At 64.0% G+C, this 16,517-nt stretch carries 16 protein-coding genes; 7 read left to right on the forward strand and 9 right to left on the reverse strand.

Annotated elements, in window-relative coordinates; all coding sequences use genetic code 11:
* The first annotated feature begins 146 nt into the window (after window positions 1-146).
* The gene (locus tag ABNP31_RS01210) at window positions 147-548 is read left to right on the forward strand and encodes an RNA-binding S4 domain-containing protein (protein WP_013970457.1); all 402 of its coding nucleotides are present in this window, start codon (window positions 147-149) and stop codon (window positions 546-548) included.
* 127 nt (window positions 549-675) lie between these two features.
* On the opposite strand, the gene ABNP31_RS01215 is transcribed toward ABNP31_RS01210, so the two are convergent.
* Entirely contained in the window at window positions 676-1,470 is a 795-nt protein-coding gene (locus tag ABNP31_RS01215; RefSeq protein ID WP_075044322.1) for a phosphatase PAP2 family protein, read from the reverse strand.
* 121 nt (window positions 1,471-1,591) lie between these two features.
* Between ABNP31_RS01215 and hslO the strand changes: the two genes are divergently transcribed.
* From hslO to ABNP31_RS01230, 3 genes are all read left to right on the forward strand, one after another.
* On the forward strand, window positions 1,592-2,491 hold the full coding sequence (hslO, locus tag ABNP31_RS01220) for an Hsp33 family molecular chaperone HslO (protein WP_015268604.1): 900 nt from the start codon (window positions 1,592-1,594) through the stop codon (window positions 2,489-2,491).
* A 179-nt stretch (window positions 2,492-2,670) separates the two neighbouring features.
* Window positions 2,671-4,212, forward strand: coding sequence for a phosphoenolpyruvate carboxykinase (locus ABNP31_RS01225; protein ID WP_350012915.1), 1,542 nt, complete (start codon window positions 2,671-2,673; stop codon window positions 4,210-4,212).
* Between the two features lie 290 nt (window positions 4,213-4,502).
* Window positions 4,503-4,943 (forward strand): acyl-CoA thioesterase, encoded by a 441-nt coding sequence (locus ABNP31_RS01230; protein ID WP_075044324.1) that lies wholly within the window; start codon window positions 4,503-4,505, stop codon window positions 4,941-4,943.
* 55 nt (window positions 4,944-4,998) lie between these two features.
* Here the strand turns inward: ABNP31_RS01230 and ABNP31_RS01235 are convergent, their stop codons facing one another.
* The 3 genes from ABNP31_RS01235 to fdhD all read right to left on the reverse strand — a co-directional run bounded on the left by ABNP31_RS01235 (window position 4,999) and on the right by fdhD (window position 8,980).
* Window positions 4,999-5,481 (reverse strand): glycine zipper domain-containing protein, encoded by a 483-nt coding sequence (locus ABNP31_RS01235; protein ID WP_085599970.1) that lies wholly within the window; start codon window positions 5,479-5,481, stop codon window positions 4,999-5,001.
* 317 nt (window positions 5,482-5,798) lie between these two features.
* Window positions 5,799-8,144: an FdhF/YdeP family oxidoreductase gene (locus tag ABNP31_RS01240; RefSeq protein WP_350012916.1), complete on the reverse strand. Its 2,346-nt coding sequence runs from the start codon at window positions 8,142-8,144 to the stop codon at window positions 5,799-5,801.
* A gap of 5 nt (window positions 8,145-8,149) precedes the next feature.
* On the reverse strand, window positions 8,150-8,980 hold the full coding sequence (fdhD, locus tag ABNP31_RS01245; protein ID WP_075044326.1) for a formate dehydrogenase accessory sulfurtransferase FdhD: 831 nt from the start codon (window positions 8,978-8,980) through the stop codon (window positions 8,150-8,152).
* Window positions 8,981-9,167: 187 nt separating this feature from the next.
* On the opposite strand from fdhD, the gene lysM reads away from it, so the two are divergent.
* A complete protein-coding gene (gene lysM / locus ABNP31_RS01250; RefSeq protein WP_023661080.1) occupies window positions 9,168-9,608 on the forward strand; it encodes a peptidoglycan-binding protein LysM in 441 nt (146 codons plus the stop codon).
* A 111-nt stretch (window positions 9,609-9,719) separates the two neighbouring features.
* On the opposite strand, the gene yrfG is transcribed toward lysM, so the two are convergent.
* Entirely contained in the window at window positions 9,720-10,382 is a 663-nt protein-coding gene (gene yrfG, locus ABNP31_RS01255) for a GMP/IMP nucleotidase (protein WP_003257447.1), read from the reverse strand.
* Window positions 10,383-10,446: 64 nt separating this feature from the next.
* On the opposite strand from yrfG, the gene nudE reads away from it, so the two are divergent.
* Window positions 10,447-11,013 carry an ADP compounds hydrolase NudE gene (gene nudE / locus ABNP31_RS01260; protein ID WP_015268611.1) on the forward strand — a complete coding sequence of 189 codons (567 nt, stop codon included), beginning with the start codon at window positions 10,447-10,449 and terminating at the stop codon, window positions 11,011-11,013.
* A complete protein-coding gene (gene cysQ / locus ABNP31_RS01265; RefSeq protein ID WP_350012917.1) occupies window positions 11,010-11,828 on the forward strand; it encodes a 3'(2'),5'-bisphosphate nucleotidase CysQ in 819 nt (272 codons plus the stop codon). Before nudE ends, cysQ begins: the two co-directional genes overlap by 4 nt.
* A gap of 156 nt (window positions 11,829-11,984) precedes the next feature.
* Here cysQ and ABNP31_RS01270 read toward each other — a convergent pair whose 3' ends face one another.
* From ABNP31_RS01270 to rfbC, 4 genes are read right to left on the reverse strand one after another with little or no spacing between them, the layout of a single operon-like run.
* Window positions 11,985-12,440, reverse strand: coding sequence for a YiiD C-terminal domain-containing protein (locus tag ABNP31_RS01270; RefSeq protein WP_085664163.1), 456 nt, complete (start codon window positions 12,438-12,440; stop codon window positions 11,985-11,987).
* Window positions 12,440-13,846, reverse strand: a complete 1,407-nt coding sequence (locus ABNP31_RS01275; RefSeq protein WP_025337340.1) for a sigma-54-dependent transcriptional regulator — start codon at window positions 13,844-13,846, stop codon at window positions 12,440-12,442. The genes ABNP31_RS01270 and ABNP31_RS01275 overlap by 1 nt, the downstream gene beginning before the upstream one ends.
* Window positions 13,843-15,657, reverse strand: coding sequence for a sensor histidine kinase (locus tag ABNP31_RS01280; RefSeq protein WP_025337341.1), 1,815 nt, complete (start codon window positions 15,655-15,657; stop codon window positions 13,843-13,845). The genes ABNP31_RS01275 and ABNP31_RS01280 overlap by 4 nt, the downstream gene beginning before the upstream one ends.
* Window positions 15,658-15,699: 42 nt before the next feature.
* Window positions 15,700-16,245: a dTDP-4-dehydrorhamnose 3,5-epimerase gene (gene rfbC / locus ABNP31_RS01285; protein ID WP_085664162.1), complete on the reverse strand. Its 546-nt coding sequence runs from the start codon at window positions 16,243-16,245 to the stop codon at window positions 15,700-15,702.
* Window positions 16,246-16,517: the final 272 nt, after the last annotated feature.

A 16,517-nucleotide genomic window follows, 5' to 3' on the forward strand; every position in this document is an offset into this window, starting at 1 on the left:
GCAGGCCGATCACAGTCAAATGGTCAAATGTCTTCACGGAACGCACCCTGCGGATGAGGTGGTGAACTGTAAGCACGGCGGGGATTTTTTGCATCCGATCGTTACGGTAGTACAGTTCGATGAAACACAGCGTTCGAGGTAACGGGATGGCACAAAAAGCCGAAGACGACGACAAGGTCCGCCTGGACAAATGGCTTTGGGCGGCACGCTTCTACAAGACCCGCGCGCTGGCCAAGGCGGCGATCGAGAGCGGCAAGGTGCATTGCCGGGGTGAGCGCTGCAAGCCGGGCAAGGAGCCGCGGGTGGGTGACGAGTTCGTGCTGCGCACCGGGTTCGACGAGCGCACCGTGGTGGTGAAGGCTCTGTCGGTAGTGCGGCGTGGGGCGCCAGAGGCGCAGACGTTGTACGAAGAGACCGAGGACAGCGTGCGCCGGCGTGAACAGGCGGCGGAACTGCGCAAGGCCGGGGCGATGGGCGTGACCACCGATGGGCGGCCGACCAAGAAGCAGCGGCGGCAGATTCACCAGTTGCATGGGAGCTTCGAATAGCCGGGGCCGCTTTGCGGCCCATCGCCGGCAAGCCAGCTCCCACGGGTACTGCGCAAGCCCTGAAACTTGTGCAATCCCTGTAGGAGCGGCCTTGTGTCGCGATGGGCTACGCAGTAGCCCCAAGGATCTAGCGGGTCACCGCCAAGCGCCCGACCAACGGTAACTTGGCCGCTATCGCGAACAACGGCGCCGTCCAGCGCATCAGCACCGCGCTCCCCTTGGCCGCCAGCGGCGTGTAGCAGCTCCAGCCCAACGCCAGCACCGCCATCAGCAGCCCGCCGATGTAGTCATCCTGCCCCCAGTGGGCACCGGCCACCAGGCGCGGCAACATGAACAACACCGCAAGCCCCCAGACCACCAGATACTGCACCAGGCGGCGGCTGAACACGCTCATGAACAGCGCCCAGACCAGCAGCACCGAGGCATGATCCCCCGGGAAACTCTTGCTGGAACGGTCCTTGAGCTCCCAGGCCGCCTCCAGGTTCGGATAGTAGTCGCTGAGGTGCACCACCTCGTCGAACATCATCGAAGGGCTCTTGTGCTGCCAGCCGGCTGCATCCACCCACTTGGAAAACAGCGCGCGAATCACCACTAAGAGGATTAGCGTGACCAGGAAGCCGAAAAAGGCCTGGCGCACCTGGGTTGCCTTGAACACCCAGTCGCCACGGATAAGCACTGCCAGAAGGATCAGGCCGACGACGATGTCGAATGGGCGCAGGCTACCGACGGTCCAGATGTAGCGCCAGGTGGTGTTGTCGGCCAGCGGCGCATTCAGGCTGTGGAACAGCCACTCGTCGAAAGTCAGGCACAAGATCTGGCCAATGGGCCATAACCAGAAACACAGTAGAGCGATAGGAAGCAGCGTACAGGCTGCCAATGGCCCCCAGGACCACCTTGCTTGGAACAGTGGTCGATTGTCCATAAAATACCTCTATTGCAAACAGGAATCGGAGCGCCTTGTGAGCGCTCTGTCACGGGGTTCTCGGATGTTTTCCGACAACCCTTGTAACCATTTTGTCATCATTTTCAGATAGCCAAAACCTATGAGCGACTTGCCTGATACCGATTTCACCCAACGTTTCATCTTCGACGAGCGCGATGTGCGCGGCGAGTGGGTGTCTCTCGATGACAGCTACGCCGCGGTGCTGGCGCGTCATGAGTACCCGCAGCCGGTGCAGGCACTGCTGGGCGAGCTGATGGCCGCCACCGCCTTGCTGGTGGGGGCGCTGAAGTTCGACGGCCTGCTGATTCTGCAGGCGCGTTCCGCAGGGCCGATCCCGCTGTTGATGGTCGAATGTTCCGGTGACCGGGACATCCGAGGCATGGCCCGCTACGAAGCGGACCAGATCCCGGCGGATGCGACCCTGTCGCAGCTGATGCCCGACGGCCACCTGACCCTGACCATCGATCCGGTCAAGGGCCAGCGCTACCAGGGCACCGTCGACCTCGACGGCGCCACCCTGTCGGAGTGCTTCACCAACTACTTCGTCCAGTCGCAACAGCTCAACACGCGCTTCTGGCTCAACGCCGAAGGCGGCAAGGCTCGTGGCCTGCTGCTGCAGCAACTGCCGCGCGATCGCCAGCCGGACGATGAAGAGCGTGAAGAAAGCTGGCAGCACGTTGTGGCATTGGCCACCACGCTCAAGGCTGATGAGTGGGCGCTGGACAACGAAACCCTGCTGCACCGCCTGTACCACGAAGATGCCGTGCGCCTGTTCGATATCCAGCCGCTGCGCTTCAATTGCAGCTGCTCGCGCGAACGTTCCGGCAATGCGCTGGTCAGTTTGGGCGAGCACGATGCCAAGGCGCTGGTGGAAGAATGCGGCGGGCAGGTGGAGATCGATTGCCAGTTCTGCAACGAGCGCTATTTCTTCGACGCCAGCGATGTGGCGCAACTGTTTGCTGGTGGCGGCACTGACGTAGCCTCAGAAACTCGTCACTGAAACGTTTAACTACAGGACAATCTCCTGTCGAATTGCGCAAAAGCGCAGTTCTGACAGGAGGGGCCTACTTTTTTTGGGCGTTTCTGGCATAATCCGGCCACTTTTTTCGCTGTAGTAGTTTTTTCAAGACAACTACAAAACGTTTGGAGCACTCGGCCTCGGGCCGGATGGGGTATCTCATGACGCAAGCCAACAACACCGTGTACACCGACCTGAGCGTCGATGAGCTGGTAAAAGAAGCGCTGCAACGCGGTGAAGGCGTACTAGCCGATACTGGCGCACTGGTCGTGGAGACCGGTCACCGTACTGGCCGTTCGCCGGCTGACCGTTTCATCGTCGAAGAGCCTTCCACCCAGGACGCCATTTCCTGGGGCCCGATCAACCGCAAGTTCCCGGCCGACAAGTTCGATGCCCTGTGGGAACGCGTCGAGGCGTTCAACAACGCCCAGGATCACTTCGTTTCCTACGTTCACGTAGGGGCGGCCGCCGAGCACTACCTGCCGGTGAAGATGACCACCCAGACTGCCTGGCAGAATCTGTTCGGCCGTTGCCTGTTCATCAACCCGGAGCAGTACAACCCGGCTGGCCGTGGCGAGTGGCAGGTCCTCAACGTCGCCAACTTCGTGTGCGAGCCTGAGCGTGACGGCACCAACTCCGATGGTTGCGTGATCATCAACTTCGCCCAGAAGAAGGTGCTGATCGCTGGCATGCGCTACGCCGGCGAAATGAAGAAAGCCATGTTCTCGGTGCAGAACTTCCTGCTGCCGGCTGCTGACGTGTTGCCGATGCACTGCGCGGCAAACATCGGCGAACAAGGCGATGTGACCCTGTTCTTCGGCCTGTCCGGCACCGGCAAGACCACCCTGTCGGCCGACGAAAGCCGTTACCTGATCGGTGACGACGAGCACGGCTGGGGCGAGGGCGTGGTCTTCAATATCGAAGGCGGTTGCTACGCCAAGTGCATCGACTTGTCCGAGAAGAACGAGCCGGTCATCTGGAAAGCCATCAAGCATGGCGCCGTGCTGGAAAACGTCGTACTCGACGCCAACAAGCACGCCGACTACACCGATGTCAGCCTGACCCAGAACAGCCGTGCGGCCTACCCGCTGGAGCACGTTGCCAAGCGTTCCGAAGCGAACCTGGGCGGCGAGCCGAACGCAGTCATCTTCCTGACCTGCGACCTGACTGGTGTTCTGCCTCCGGTTTCGATCCTGAACAACGAGCAGGCGGCCTACCACTTCCTGTCCGGCTACACCGCGCTGGTCGGTTCCACCGAAATGGGTTCGGGCAGCGGCATCAAGTCGACCTTCTCCACCTGCTTCGGCGCACCGTTCTTCCCGCGCCCGGCTGGCGAGTACGCCGAGCTGCTGATCAAGCGTATCAAGGGCTTCGACTCGAAGGTCTACCTGGTCAACACCGGCTGGACCGGCGGTGGCTACGGCGTTGGCAAGCGCTTCAGCATCCCGACCACCCGTGCCGTGATCGCTGCGATCCAGAGCGGCGCGCTGATCGGTGCCGAAACCGAGCACCTGGACATCATCAACCTGGACGTGCCGAAGGCCGTTCCGGGCGTCGATACCGAGCTGCTCAACCCGCGCACCAACTGGGCTGACAAGGCTGCCTACGACGAGGCCGCCAAAGGCCTGGCCAAGCTGTTCATCGAGAACTTCAAGAAGTTCGAAGTTTCCGACGCCATCAAGGCCGCTGGCCCGCAGCTGTAAGCTGCACCCGCCCGCAACGAGAAAGCCGCCCCTTGGGGCGGCTTTTTTGTTTTCTGATTCCCGGCGGGTGCAGTCTCTTGTAGGAGCGGCCTTGTGTCGCGATGGGCTGCAAAGCAGCCCCGGCAATTCAGGCATGGAAGCTGAAACCCCCGGGGCCGCGTTGCGGCCCATCGCGACACAAGGCCGCTCCTACAGAGGATCGCGACCCGCGAAGAGGCCGGTACAAGCAGCGGAAATCCGGTTTTTCTGTTTCACTGTCAGCATCCATTGCGAAGACAAGAGCCAGCCAGATGACCGAATCCCCTCAGCGCACTGCCTTCTCCCACTTCCACCCCATCCTCACCCGCCCCCAGGACAATGACCTGAACGGCCACATCGCCGGTGCCACCGTGCATGGCTTCTTCGAAACCGCCATCCAGGCGTTCCTCGTCGAACAGGCCGACCTGGACCTGCGTGACGGCGAGCTGGCGGCCTTCGTGGTCAGTTCGGCGGCGGATTTCTACGCACTGCCCGGCTTCCCGGACGTGCTGGAAGTGGGGCTGGGGGTGGCACGCCTGGCGGGCAGTACGGTGGAGTACCGCCTGGCCCTGTTCCGCCCAGGGGAGCCGGAGGCGTGTGCGGCAGGCACGGTGGTGCAGGTGTTCATCGAACGCGCCAGTGGCCGGCCAGTGGCATTGCCAGAAGCGCTGCAGGTGATCCTGTCTGGTTTGCTGCTGGAACAGCAGGCATAAAAAAGCCCCGCTGGCAGGGGCGGGGCTTTTGTTGCCGGGGTAAGGCCCTCAGGCGTTAGTCGCGCCAGTGGCGCTTGTGCTTGCGATGGCCGTAGTGGTGGCCACGGTCCCAGTGGCGGCGGTCGTCGTCATAACCACGACGGTAGCGGCGGCCTTCGTGGTAATCGTCTCTGTCGGCCTCTTTACCCAGGTAGTTACCCAGTGCGCCACCGGCACCACCGCCGGCTGCTGCGCCAATGTAGCTACCGGTAGTGCCGCCCACGGAGCGGCCGACCACGTTACCGCCTGCTGCGCCCAGCGCGCCGCCGATAGCGGCTTCCCCACGTTGACGTTTGTCGGCACCCAAGGCACCGCCAGCCGCGCCGCCCAGGCCGGCACCAATGGCGCCGCCGGTGCTACCACCGATGGAGTTGCCCACCACGGAGCCCAGTACCCCACCCAATGCGCCGCCAATGCCGGCCTCGGTGGTGCCGCCTGCCATGGCAACGCCGCTGAGCAAGCTGAAAGACAACAACAGTATCGAGGAGTACTTCTTCATCAAGAGAGCCTCATAAGGATGACGAGGCGATTTTTGAGCTTTGCAAGCACGCCTGGCAACGGAAATCCGACGAGTAACACGAGTTGTACACAATTCTCTAACTTACTGTATTTACTGTGAAACTTTATCGTTTTTTCGCTGTCTGAGACCTTTATGACGAAGCCCTGAACCGCTATGGAACAGGGCTTTTTTGATTTTTGCGCAGGGGCTTCCGGCCTCTTCGCGGGTAAACCCGCTCCCACAGGGATACCACCGCTCTCAGTCCTTGAGTTGCCTCTGTGGGAGCGGGTTTACCCGCGAAGAGGCCAACACCAGTCCTACAGGATGCGCCCGTCGTCCCGCGCCCGCTCCAGCTTGATGGCAATGAACTTCGACGTCGGCGTATGGCTGCCATCGCCAATGCTTTCCAGCGGCACCAGCGGGTTCACCTCCGGGTAGTACGCCGCCGCCTGCCCGGCCGGGATGTCGAAGGCCAGCAGGGTGAAGCCGTGCACACGGCGCACATGCTCATCCCCCCACAACGACACGATGTCGACTTGCTGCCCCGGCTGGAAGCCCAGGCGGATGATGTCGGCTTCGTTGGCGAACAGCACCTCGCGCTGGCCACGCACGCCACGGTAGCGGTCGTCCAGGCCGTAGATGGTGGTGTTGTACTGATCGTGCGAGCGCATCGACTGCATGATCAGGTCAGGCACCTGGCCGCTGGCGCGTACACGCTCGTCGAGCAGCGTGTCGGGCAGCAGGTTGGCCTTGAAGTTGGCGCGGCCGGTGCTGGTATTCCATTCGCGGCTGGCAGCGCTGTTGCCCAGGTAGAAACCGCCCGGCTCGCGCAGGCGCTGGTTGAAGCCGCTGAAGCCAGCGATGGTGTCGCCGATCAGCTCGCGGATACGGTCGTAGTCAGCCACCAGCCAGTGCCAGTCCACGGGCTTCTTGCCCAAGGTGGCAGCGGCGATACCGGCGATAACCGCTGGCTCCGAGCGCATCTGCGTCGACAGCGGCTTGAGCTGGCCATTGGAGGCGTGGACCATGCTGAACGAGTCCTCTACCGTTACCGCCTGTGGCCCTTCTGCCTGCAGGTCGATGTCGGTGCGCCCCAGGCACGGCAGGATCAGTGCCTGCTTGCCGTGCACCAGGTGGCTGCGGTTGAGCTTGGTGCTGATGTGCACGGTCAGCTCGCAGTTGCGCAGTGCCTGGGCGGTGCGCTCGGTGTCTGGCGTTGCCTGGGCGAAGTTGCCGCCCAGGCCGATGAATACCTTGGCCCGGCCGTCGAGCATGGCGTGGATCGCCTCGACGGTGTTGTGGCCATTCTGCCGGGGCACGGGGAAGCCGAAGCGCTGCTCGATGGCGTCCAGCAGGGCCACCGGCGGGCGCTCGTTGATGCCCATGGTGCGGTCACCCTGCACGTTGCTGTGACCACGCACCGGGCACAAGCCTGCGCCTGGCACGCCGATATTGCCGCGCAGCATCTGCAGGTTGACGATTTCCTGGATGGTCGGCACCGAGTGGCGGTGCTGGGTAATGCCCATCGCCCAGCACATGATCACCCGCTTGCCACGGCAGTACATGCGCGCGGCCAGTTCGATGTCGGCCAGCGCCAGGCCGGACTGGGCCTGGATGTGCTCCCACGGGGTGGCATCCACTACCGCCAGGTAGTCGTCGACGCCATGGCCATGTTCGGCGATGAAGGCGTGGTCGAAGACTGCCGGTTCGCCGTTGGCCTGGGCTTCGCGTTCCCATTGCAGGACGAACTTGGCCATGCCGCGCAGCAGCGCCATGTCGCCGCCCAGGGCCGGGCGGAAGAATGCGGTGTTGGTCGGCCGGTCGCTGTTGGTCAGCATTTCCAGCGGGTTCTGCGGGTGCTGGAAGCGCTCCAGGCCACGCTCCTTGAGCGGGTTGATACACACCACCTGGGCGCCGCGCTTTACCGCATCGCGCAGCGGGTCGAGCATGCGCGGGTGGTTGGTACCGGGGTTCTGGCCCCAGACGAAAATCGCGTCGGCGTGCTCGAAGTCGTCGAAGGTGACGGTGCCCTTGCCGACCCCGACGCTTTGCCCCAGGGCCACGCCGCTGGCCTCGTGGCACATGTTCGAGCAGTCGGGGAAGTTGTTGGTGCCGTAGGCCCGCACGAACAATTGGTACAGGTACGCTGCTTCGTTGCTGGCGCGCCCCGAAGTGTAGAACTCGGCCTGGTCAGGGCTGGCCAGCTTGTTCAGCTCGCGGGCGATCAGGGTGAAGGCGGCGTCCCAGCTGATCGGCTGGTAGCGGTCGCTGGACGCGTCATAGACCATCGGCTCGGTCAGGCGCCCCTGGTACTCCAGCCAGTAGTCGCTCTGCTGCAGTAGCGAAGTGACGCTGTAGCGGGCGAAAAAGGCGGCATCGACGCGGCGCTTGGTCGCCTCCCAGTTCACTGCCTTGGCACCATTCTCGCAGAACTTGACCATGCCGCTTTCCGGCGAGTCGCCCCAGGCGCAGCCGGGGCAATCGAAGCCGCCGTTCTGGTTGGTCTTGAGCAGCGCGCGAATGTTCTTCAGCGCGTTATCGCTGCCAACCCAGGCCTTGGCCACGCTGCGCAGCGCGCCCCAGCCACCGGCGGGGCCGTGGTAGGGCTTGTAGCGAGGGGAGGAGGCTGGGGCGTTGTCCGGGAGGTGTTGGTACGAGGTCACGACTGTTACGACTCCGCCGCTGGGCTGTAGACCCGCGGTGCGCTGTGCTTGGGCAGATGGATAAGGTTGAGGTTGTGCTTGCGCGCCCATTGCAGGGCAAGACCGGTGGGCGCCGACAGGCTGACCAGGGTCTGGATACCGGCCCGCAGCACCTTCTGGATCAGCTCCAGGCTGCATCGGCTGGTGACGATGGCCAGGCCACCCTGGCTGTCGATGCCTTGGCGCAGCAAGGCGCCGATCAGCTTGTCGAGGGCATTGTGCCGGCCGATGTCTTCGCGGCCGAGCAGCAGTTCGCCGTGGCGGTCCATGAACAGCGCCGCATGCACCGCGCCGCAGTGCTGGCCGAGGGGCTGGAAGGCATCGATGCGCTCACGCAGGCCGACCAGCCATTGCGCCGGTGGCAAGGGTGCGCCAGGCAACTTGGCCAGCTCTGGCAGTGCCTGCTCCAGCGCTTCGACCCCGCACAGGCCGCAACCACTGGTGCCGGCCAGCTGGCGGCGCTGGTTTTTCAGGTTCCAGAACGCACGGCTGGAAATCTCCAGGTCGGCATACATTGCCGAGCCGCTGCCGGAGAGTTTCAGGTCGTAGATTTCCGTGGTGCCTTCCACTATGCCGCTGCCGACACTGAAGCCGACGGCGAAGTCTTCCAGGTCGGTGGGGCTGACCAGCATCACCGCCTGATTCAGGCCGTTGTAGACAATGGCCAGGGCCACTTCTTCGGCCAGGGGCGTGCTGTCGCGTCTGGCGTCATTGAGCTGGACGTAATCGTAGGTGTTGCTGGCGGCGGGCATGGTCAAGGGCGATGAGGCCGCGCAGACCGGAGGTTTGCTGTTCATCGGGGCTGACTTTTCATCGGGGCTATCGGCAGCTTTCAGATAGCACAAGCCTAGGCGTGCGGGCCGGCGGCGTCTAATCGCTAGGGTCTATGCCTTGATAGACCGCGTCGATTGGTCGCATGGGGGCGCCAGGGGAAAAGCTGGCCTAGACTGCTGTGTCCGAGGTTTCGTCAACAAGGAGAGCGCTATGAGCTTGTTCAGTTTCGTCAAGGAAGCGGGCGAGAAGTTGATCGACCTGCTGACCCCCGGCAATGCCAATGCCGAAGAGCAGCTGAAGAAACACGTGGAAAGTGTCGGCCTGGGCAACCCGAATATCACGGCCACTGTAGAGGGCGACACGATCATCCTCAAGGGTGAGGTGGCCAGCCAGGAGGAGAAGGAGAAGATCATCCTGGCGGCGGGCAACGTCGCTGGCGTGGCCAGTGTCGATGACCAGATCACCGTGACCGGACCGGTGGCCCAGGCCGCGCGGTTCGTGACGGTGGAGAAGGGTGATACGTTGAGCGCCATTTCGAAGAAGGTGTATGGCGACCCCAACAAGTATCAGAAGATCTTCGAGGCCAACAAGCCGATGCTCAAGCACCCGGACAAGATCTATCCGGGGCAGGTGTTGCGTATTCCTGACTGATCTCTGCAGCCTGTACCGGCCTCTTCGCGGGTAAACCCGCTCCCACAGGGATCGCACACAGTTCAGACCTGTGGTGATCCTGTGGGAGCGGGTTTACCCGCGAAAGGGCCTTCACAGGCCTACCAATAATTCCCGGTAATCCTCGACCGCCGCAAACTCCTCGGTATCCCGCGGCCCTGCCTGGCTATCCGGCTGGCGCACCGCCAGCAGATGCCCCACGCCAAACCGTCGCGCACTGCGCAGAATCGCCAGGGTGTCATCGATGAACAGGCTGCGCTCCGGTTCAAAGCCGATGTCCGCCTGCAATGCGTCCCAGAACTGCGGGCTTTCCTTCGGGTAGCCATAGTCATGCGAGCTGATCAGCCGTTCGAAATACGGCGCCAGCTCCACCCGCTCCAGCTTCAGCGACAGCGAATCCCGGTGCGCATTGGTGATCATCACCACGCGCTTGCCCGCGTCGCGGATAGCGGCAAGGAAAGTATCGGCATCCGGGCGCAGGGCGATCAGGTCGGCGATTTCCTGTTTCAGCTCGCGGATCGGCAGCCGCAGTTCGCGGCTCCAGAAGTCCAGGCAATACCAGTTCAGCGTGCCGGCATTGCGTTCGAACAGCGGCTGCAGCTCCATTTCCGCCATGGCCCGGCTCACCCCGTGCAGCTCGGCATAGCGCTGGGGCAGGTGGTCCAGCCAGAAGCGGTTGTCGTAATGCAGGTCGAGCAGGGTGCCATCCATGTCCAGCAGGACGGTATCGATGGCAGACCAGGGAAGAACAGGCATGGGAAACTCTCGATCAGTCGGCAAGCCACGGTATAGTAACCCGTTCACGCCAAGGAGCCGCCCCATGCGCCAGAAACCCACCGTCCTCAGCCGCGAAATCGTCGCCAGCAGCCGCCTGTTTCGCGTCGAAGCCGTGCAATTGCGCTTCAGCAATGGCAACGAGCGTACCTACGAGCGCCTGGTGGGCCGGGGTAATGGCTACGGCGCGGTGATGATCGTGGCCATGCTCGATGCCGAGCACGCGGTGCTGGTGGAGGAATACTGCGGCGGCACCGACGAATACGAGCTGTCGCTGCCCAAAGGCCTGATCGAGCCGGGCGAGGACGTGCTGGCGGCAGCCGACCGGGAGCTCAAGGAAGAGGCCGGTTTTGGCGCGCGCCAGCTGGAGCACCTGACCGAGCTGTCGCTGTCGCCGGGCTACATGAGCCAGAAGATCCAGGTGGTGCTGGCCAGCGACCTTTACGAGGAGCGCCTGGAGGGCGACGAGCCGGAGCCGATGCGGGTCGACAAGGTCAACCTGCGCGAACTCTCGGCCCTGGCCATGCACCCACAGTTCACCGAGGGGCGTGCCCTGGCGGCGCTGTACCTGGCGCGTGACCTGCTGATTCAGCGGGGGCTGCTGGAAGCATGAACGACCTGCAATTGATGCACGAAGTGGTCAAGCTGGCCCTGTTGGCGGGCGAAGCGATCTTGCCGTTCTGGCGCGCCGATGTGGCCGTGACGAACAAGGCCGACGATTCGCCGGTCACCGCCGCCGACCTGGCGGCGCACCGGGTGATTGCCGATGGCCTGCTGGCGCTGGCGCCGCAGATCCCGGTTCTGTCCGAAGAGGACTGCAACATTCCGCTGGCCGAGCGTCAGGGCTGGAGCCGCTGGTGGCTGGTCGACCCGCTGGACGGCACCAAGGAATTCATTGCCGGCAGCGAAGAGTTCACGGTCAACATCGCCCTGGTCGAAAACGGCGAGGTGGTGTTTGGCGTGGTTTCCATGCCGACCAACGGGCGCTGCTACTTCGGTGGTCGCGGGTTGGGCGCATGGCGTGCGGAAGTGGGTGAGGCCGCCCAGGCGATCCAGGTACGCAACGCGCCGCCGGCGGATGGGCGTTTCACCGTGGTTGCCAGCCGTCGCCATTCCAGCCCGGAACAGGAAGCCTTGTTGGCCGGGTTGGGGGCTGCGGTGGGTGAGCTGGAGCTGGCCAATATCGGCAGTTCGCTGAAGTTCTGCCTGTTGGCCGAGGGCAGCGCCGATTGCTATCCGCGCCTGGCACCGACCTCGCAGTGGGATACCGCGGCGGCGCAGGGCGTGGTGGAAGGTGCTGGTGGGGAGGTAATCGGACTGGATGGCTTGCCGTTCCGGTACCCGGCGCGGGAGTCGTTGCTCAACCCGCATTTCCTGGCGTTGCCGGCAAATGCTGCGTGGCGCCAAGCCTTCCTGAGCCTGATCTGACAGGCGGACATGATCGTGTAGGAGCGGCCTTGTGTCGCGATCGGGCCGCAGCGCGGCCCCAGGGTTTCAGCATTGCCGCATTAATTGCCGGGGCCGCGTCGCGGCCCGATCGCGACACAAGGCCGCTCCTACAGGAGTCGCGACAGTCCATTGGTTTCAGCGGTGCAGCACGTACTGGCCGCTGAAGGTAACAGCAGGCTCGTCACTACCGGCATTGCTCACCGTGGTCTCCAGCGTCAACCGTGCCCTCCCGCGGCGCTGGTACATGGTCAAGAACCGCTCCCAGGTCTTTTCATCCGGCGCCGCACAGCGCGCCACCGCCGCCCCGGTAACCGGCAGCGGATAACTGATCTGCCCTTCCTGGATGACGATATGCCCGTCATCGATCCCCAACTCGCGCAAGCGCAGGTGCAGCCACCCCCAACCCACCAGCACCGCGGCGCAGTACAGGCTGCCGCCGAACATGGTGCTCTTGTGGTTGACGTTGGCCGCCAGCGGCAATTGCAGGCGCAGGGTGTGCTGCTGCCAATCGAGCACTTCCAGGCCCATTTCGCGGGTCAGGGGGATGTCGCCGTGCAGGACGGACTGCAAGTACTGGCTATCGGTGTTCATTAACGGTTGTCCTCTTGATCGTCATGCCCGCCGCTACCGCCGTCGAAGCTCAAGCCATGCTTGCGCAGCTTATCGTGGAGGGTCTTGCGGGGGATGCCCAGCGCCTCGGCCAGGCTGCGCATGGAGCTGTGTGGCTGGGCCAGTTCGGCAGCGATCAGCGAGCGTTCGAACTGCTCGACCTGTTCGCTGAGGTTGCCGCTCGGCATCGGTACCGCAGGCATTGCCGCAGGTGGCGCCTGGCCGTCCAGGGCCAGTTCCAGGCCAAGGGCGAAACGCTCGGCGGCGTTCTGCAGCTCGCGTACGTTACCGGGCCAGTCGTGACGCAGCAGCATGGCGCGCTGGGCCGGCTGCAAGGCGTGTGGCGGCAGGCCATGGCGCTGGCTGGCGGCGTCGGCGAAGTGCTGGAACAGCACCAGGATGTCATCGCCGCGTTCGCGCAGCGGTGGAATACGCAGCGGCGCCACGTTCAGGCGGTAATACAGGTCGGCGCGGAAACGCCCCTGGTCGGCTGACTGGCGCAGGTCCTCCTTGGTCGCGGCGATGATGCGGATGTCCAGCGGGATCAGCTGGTTGCCACCCAGGCGCTCGACCACCCGTTCCTGCAACATGCGCAGCAGTTTCACCTGCACATCCAGGCTCATGCTCTCGATTTCGTCGAGGAACAGCGTGCCACCGTTGGCGAACTCGAACTTGCCGATGCGGCGTTTCTGCGCGCCGGTGAACGCCCCAGGCTCATGGCCGAACAGCTCGCTTTCGACCACCGACTCGGCCAGTGCGCCGGCGTTGATCGCCACGAACGGCCCGTCGCGGCGGCTGGACAGGTCGTGCAGGGCGCGGGCCACCACCTCTTTGCCGGCACCGGTCTCACCCAGGATCAGCACATCGGCGCGGGTGCCGGCCAGGGCGCCGATCTGCTCGCGCAGGCGCTGCATGGACGGCGACTGGCCCACCAAGCGGGTGGCCAATTGCTGACGGTCGCTCAGGGCCAGGCGCAAGCTGCGGTTGTCCAGCACCAGGCGGCGCAGGGCCAGGGCGCGGCGCACGCTGTCCAGCAGGGCGTCGCTGGCAAAGGGCTTTTCCAGAAAGTCGTAGGCGCCGGCGCGCATCGCCTGCACCGCCAGCGGCACATCGCCGTGGCCGGTGATCAGCAGCACCGGCAGCTCGTTGTCACGGCCGTGCAGTTGTTCCAGCAGCTGCAGGCCATCGATGCCCGGCATGCGGATGTCGCTGACCACCACCCCGGGCCAGTCGGCCTCGATGCGTTCGGCCAGGCCCTGGGCATCGGCCAGGGCGACCACCTTGAGCCCGGCCAGGTCCAGGGTCTGGCTCAGGGCCTGGCGCAGGTGCGGGTCATCATCGACCAGGATGACCTGGGCTCGGCTGTCGATCAGTGTCTCGGTGGTCATGCCGAGGGGTCCTCCGAATTGGGCAAAGTAGCGCCAGGCGCGGCCACACGCAGCTGCAGGGTCAGCAGAGCGCCACCCTCCGGGTGGTTGGCCAGTAGCAGTTCACCGCCCAGGGCGCGCATCAGGCTTTCGCAGATGGCCAGGCCCAGGCCCAGGCCCTGGGTGCGGGTCTTGGTGGTGAAGAACGGCTCCTTGGCGTGCTCCAGGGCCTGGCGGCTGAAGCCGGGGCCGTTGTCGCGAATGTACAGGTAGACGCAGTCATCGCGCTGCTCGGCACTTAGCCACAGGCGGCGCGGGTTGGCCTTTTCGGTCAGGGCGTCGAGGGCATTGGCCAGCAGGTTGCCAAGCACCTGGCGCAGGCGGGTCTCGCCGGCCTGTACCCACAAGGTGGCTTCCGGCAGGTCGCGGATCAGCTCGACGGCCATCGCCCGGCGGCGCTTGGCCAGCAGCGCCAAGGCATCGTCCAGGGCCGGCTGCAGGGCCACGCTCTCCGGGGCATGGCGGTCACGACGGGCGAAGGCGCGCAGGTGGGCGATGATCGAGGCCATGCGCCCGGTCAGCTCGCCGATCAGCTTGAGGTTGCCACGGGCGTCCTCGGTACGCTGGTGGTCGAGCAGGATCTCGGCGTTTTCCGCGTAGCTGCGGATGGCGGCCAGCGGCTGGTTGAGTTCGTGGCTGATGCTGGCCGACATGGTGCCGAGCACCGACAGCTTGCCGGCCTGCACCAGTTCGTCCTGGGCGCGTACGGCCTCCTGTTGGGCGTTCTCGCGCTCCAGCACGGCGCTCTTGAGCCGGGTGTTCAGGCCTTCGAGGTCGGCGGTGCGCTCGGCCACGCGTTTTTCCAGTTCCTGGCGGCCACGTGCCTCGAAGTCGATGCGGTCGATGTAGTGACGGCGCCGCTGCATCACCAGGCCGGCCAGCAGCATCAGCACCAGCAGGGTGCCAGCGCCGATGGCCATCACGGTTTGCACCGAACGGTCGACCAGCATGCGCGGGGCGAGGATGCTGACCTGCCAGCCGGTTTCCTTGATGTCGCGGGTCTGGCTGATCCATGCGTCCTGGTTTAGCACCAGCGGTTGCGGGGCCTGGGTCGGGTAGGGCTGGATGGCGATGATGGCCTGGCGCTCGGCCTCGGTCAGCGCGCGGGTCGCGCGGAAGCGCCAGTCGGGCCGCGAGGTCAGGATGACCACGCCATTGTGGTCGGTCAGCAACAGCTGCTCGGGGGTGCGGCCCCACAAGGTTTCGGTGTGGTCGAGGTCGACCTTGACCACCAGTACGCCAACGATGCGTTCACGGTCTCGCACGGCGGCGGCGAAGAAGTAACCGCGCTTGGCCGATGTGGTGCCCTGGCCAAAGAAGCGCCCCAGGCGGCCGGCCATGGCTTCGTTGAAGTAGGGGCGGAAGGCGAAGTTGCGGCCGACGAAGCTGTCGCGCTTGTCCCAGTTGGAGGCGGCCAGGGTGTTGCCGCTGACGTCCATCAGGTACATCACCTCGGCGCCAGTCTGCTGGACGATGTCCTTGAGCAGGCGGTTGGCGTTTGTCACCGCTTCCAGGCGGAACGGGTCGGCCAGCACCCCGCGCAGCGCCGGCAGGTCGCCGAGTATCTGCGGCAAGGTTTCGTAGCGGTGCAGGGTACCGAGCAGGTTGGCGACGTACAGGTCGAGGGTCTGGCGGTTCTGCGAGGCCAGTTCTTCCTGGTAGTAACGTTCGGCCAGGTGATGCAGGGGCCACAGTAACGGGGCCAGGCACAGGGCCAACAGGGCCAGGCTGCGCCAGCGGGGACGGCGTGGGGGCGTGGGTTTTGCAATCATCACGTAAAGGCGCCAGAAAAGTCTGCCGCAATTATGCGCTAGTTAAGGCAGCAGTTCCGCCTCTGCCAGTGGCAGGCCGAGCTTGTCCTTGTCCGACAGCACCGGTGGCTGCTGCAGCTCCCAGTCGATGGCCAGCGTCGGGTCATCCCAGCGGATGCAGCGGTCGGCGCCCGGGTTGTAGTAGTCGGTGGTCTTGTAGAGAAACTCGGCCGACTCGCTCATCACCGCAAAGCCATGGGCGAAGCCGGGCGGAATCCACAACTGGCGATGATTGTCGGCCGACAGCTGCACCGCGACCCATTGGCCGAAGGTTGGCGAGCTCTTGCGCACGTCCACGGCAATATCACGGATTTCCCCCTGCACCACGCGCACCAGCTTGCCTTGGGTGTTTGCCACCTGATAGTGCAGGCCACGCAGCACACCCTTGATGGAGCGCGAGTGGTTGTCCTGAACGAACTCGACATTCACGCCGGTTTTCCGGGCGAACTCACGGGCGTTGAACGCCTCGAAGAAAAAACCACGGCTGTCACCAAAAATCTTTGGCTCGATGATCAGTACTTCAGGGATCGCGGTAGGGATGATGTTCATGGCGGTTCGCTGGCCCGTTCTGCTCATGTATTGACCCTAGCCGGTCTGGCCGTTTTTTCCGCCTTGGGCTTCAACGGCATTCACAAGGGCTGTCTATGGTAGAGGTCGTGCCGCTTTGGTTCTCGGCCAAGGTTGCGTATGTTTCGATTGTTATCGATTTACTAGCGGTATTTGCTCATGGATTTCCCGATTATCGGGCTTCAAATATCGATATATATCGGTTATAAATTGACAAACGCCCCAGCACAGTCCGGCTCAGGGCCATCACAGAG

Origin of the sequence: Pseudomonas asiatica, assembly GCF_040214835.1 — a bacterium.
In the GTDB taxonomy this organism is placed as follows: domain Bacteria; phylum Pseudomonadota; class Gammaproteobacteria; order Pseudomonadales; family Pseudomonadaceae; genus Aquipseudomonas; species Aquipseudomonas putida_Z.

What these genes read in the sequence shown, in the direction of transcription:
- ABNP31_RS01210 (WP_013970457.1), top strand. Translation starts at nt 147, where the DNA reads ATGGCACAAAAAGCCGAAGACGACGACAAGGTCCGCCTGGACAAATGG.
- ABNP31_RS01215 (WP_075044322.1), bottom strand. Translation starts at nt 1,470, where the DNA reads ATGGACAATCGACCACTGTTCCAAGCAAGGTGGTCCTGGGGGCCATTG.
- hslO (WP_015268604.1), top strand. Translation starts at nt 1,592, where the DNA reads ATGAGCGACTTGCCTGATACCGATTTCACCCAACGTTTCATCTTCGAC.
- ABNP31_RS01225 (WP_350012915.1), top strand. Translation starts at nt 2,671, where the DNA reads ATGACGCAAGCCAACAACACCGTGTACACCGACCTGAGCGTCGATGAG.
- ABNP31_RS01230 (WP_075044324.1), top strand. Translation starts at nt 4,503, where the DNA reads ATGACCGAATCCCCTCAGCGCACTGCCTTCTCCCACTTCCACCCCATC.
- ABNP31_RS01235 (WP_085599970.1), bottom strand. Translation starts at nt 5,481, where the DNA reads ATGAAGAAGTACTCCTCGATACTGTTGTTGTCTTTCAGCTTGCTCAGC.
- fdhD (WP_075044326.1), bottom strand. Translation starts at nt 8,980, where the DNA reads ATGAACAGCAAACCTCCGGTCTGCGCGGCCTCATCGCCCTTGACCATG.
- lysM (WP_023661080.1), top strand. Translation starts at nt 9,168, where the DNA reads ATGAGCTTGTTCAGTTTCGTCAAGGAAGCGGGCGAGAAGTTGATCGAC.
- yrfG (WP_003257447.1), bottom strand. Translation starts at nt 10,382, where the DNA reads ATGCCTGTTCTTCCCTGGTCTGCCATCGATACCGTCCTGCTGGACATG.
- nudE (WP_015268611.1), top strand. Translation starts at nt 10,447, where the DNA reads ATGCGCCAGAAACCCACCGTCCTCAGCCGCGAAATCGTCGCCAGCAGC.
- cysQ (WP_350012917.1), top strand. Translation starts at nt 11,010, where the DNA reads ATGAACGACCTGCAATTGATGCACGAAGTGGTCAAGCTGGCCCTGTTG.
- ABNP31_RS01270 (WP_085664163.1), bottom strand. Translation starts at nt 12,440, where the DNA reads ATGAACACCGATAGCCAGTACTTGCAGTCCGTCCTGCACGGCGACATC.
- ABNP31_RS01275 (WP_025337340.1), bottom strand. Translation starts at nt 13,846, where the DNA reads ATGACCACCGAGACACTGATCGACAGCCGAGCCCAGGTCATCCTGGTC.
- ABNP31_RS01280 (WP_025337341.1), bottom strand. Translation starts at nt 15,657, where the DNA reads ATGATTGCAAAACCCACGCCCCCACGCCGTCCCCGCTGGCGCAGCCTG.
- rfbC (WP_085664162.1), bottom strand. Translation starts at nt 16,245, where the DNA reads ATGAACATCATCCCTACCGCGATCCCTGAAGTACTGATCATCGAGCCA.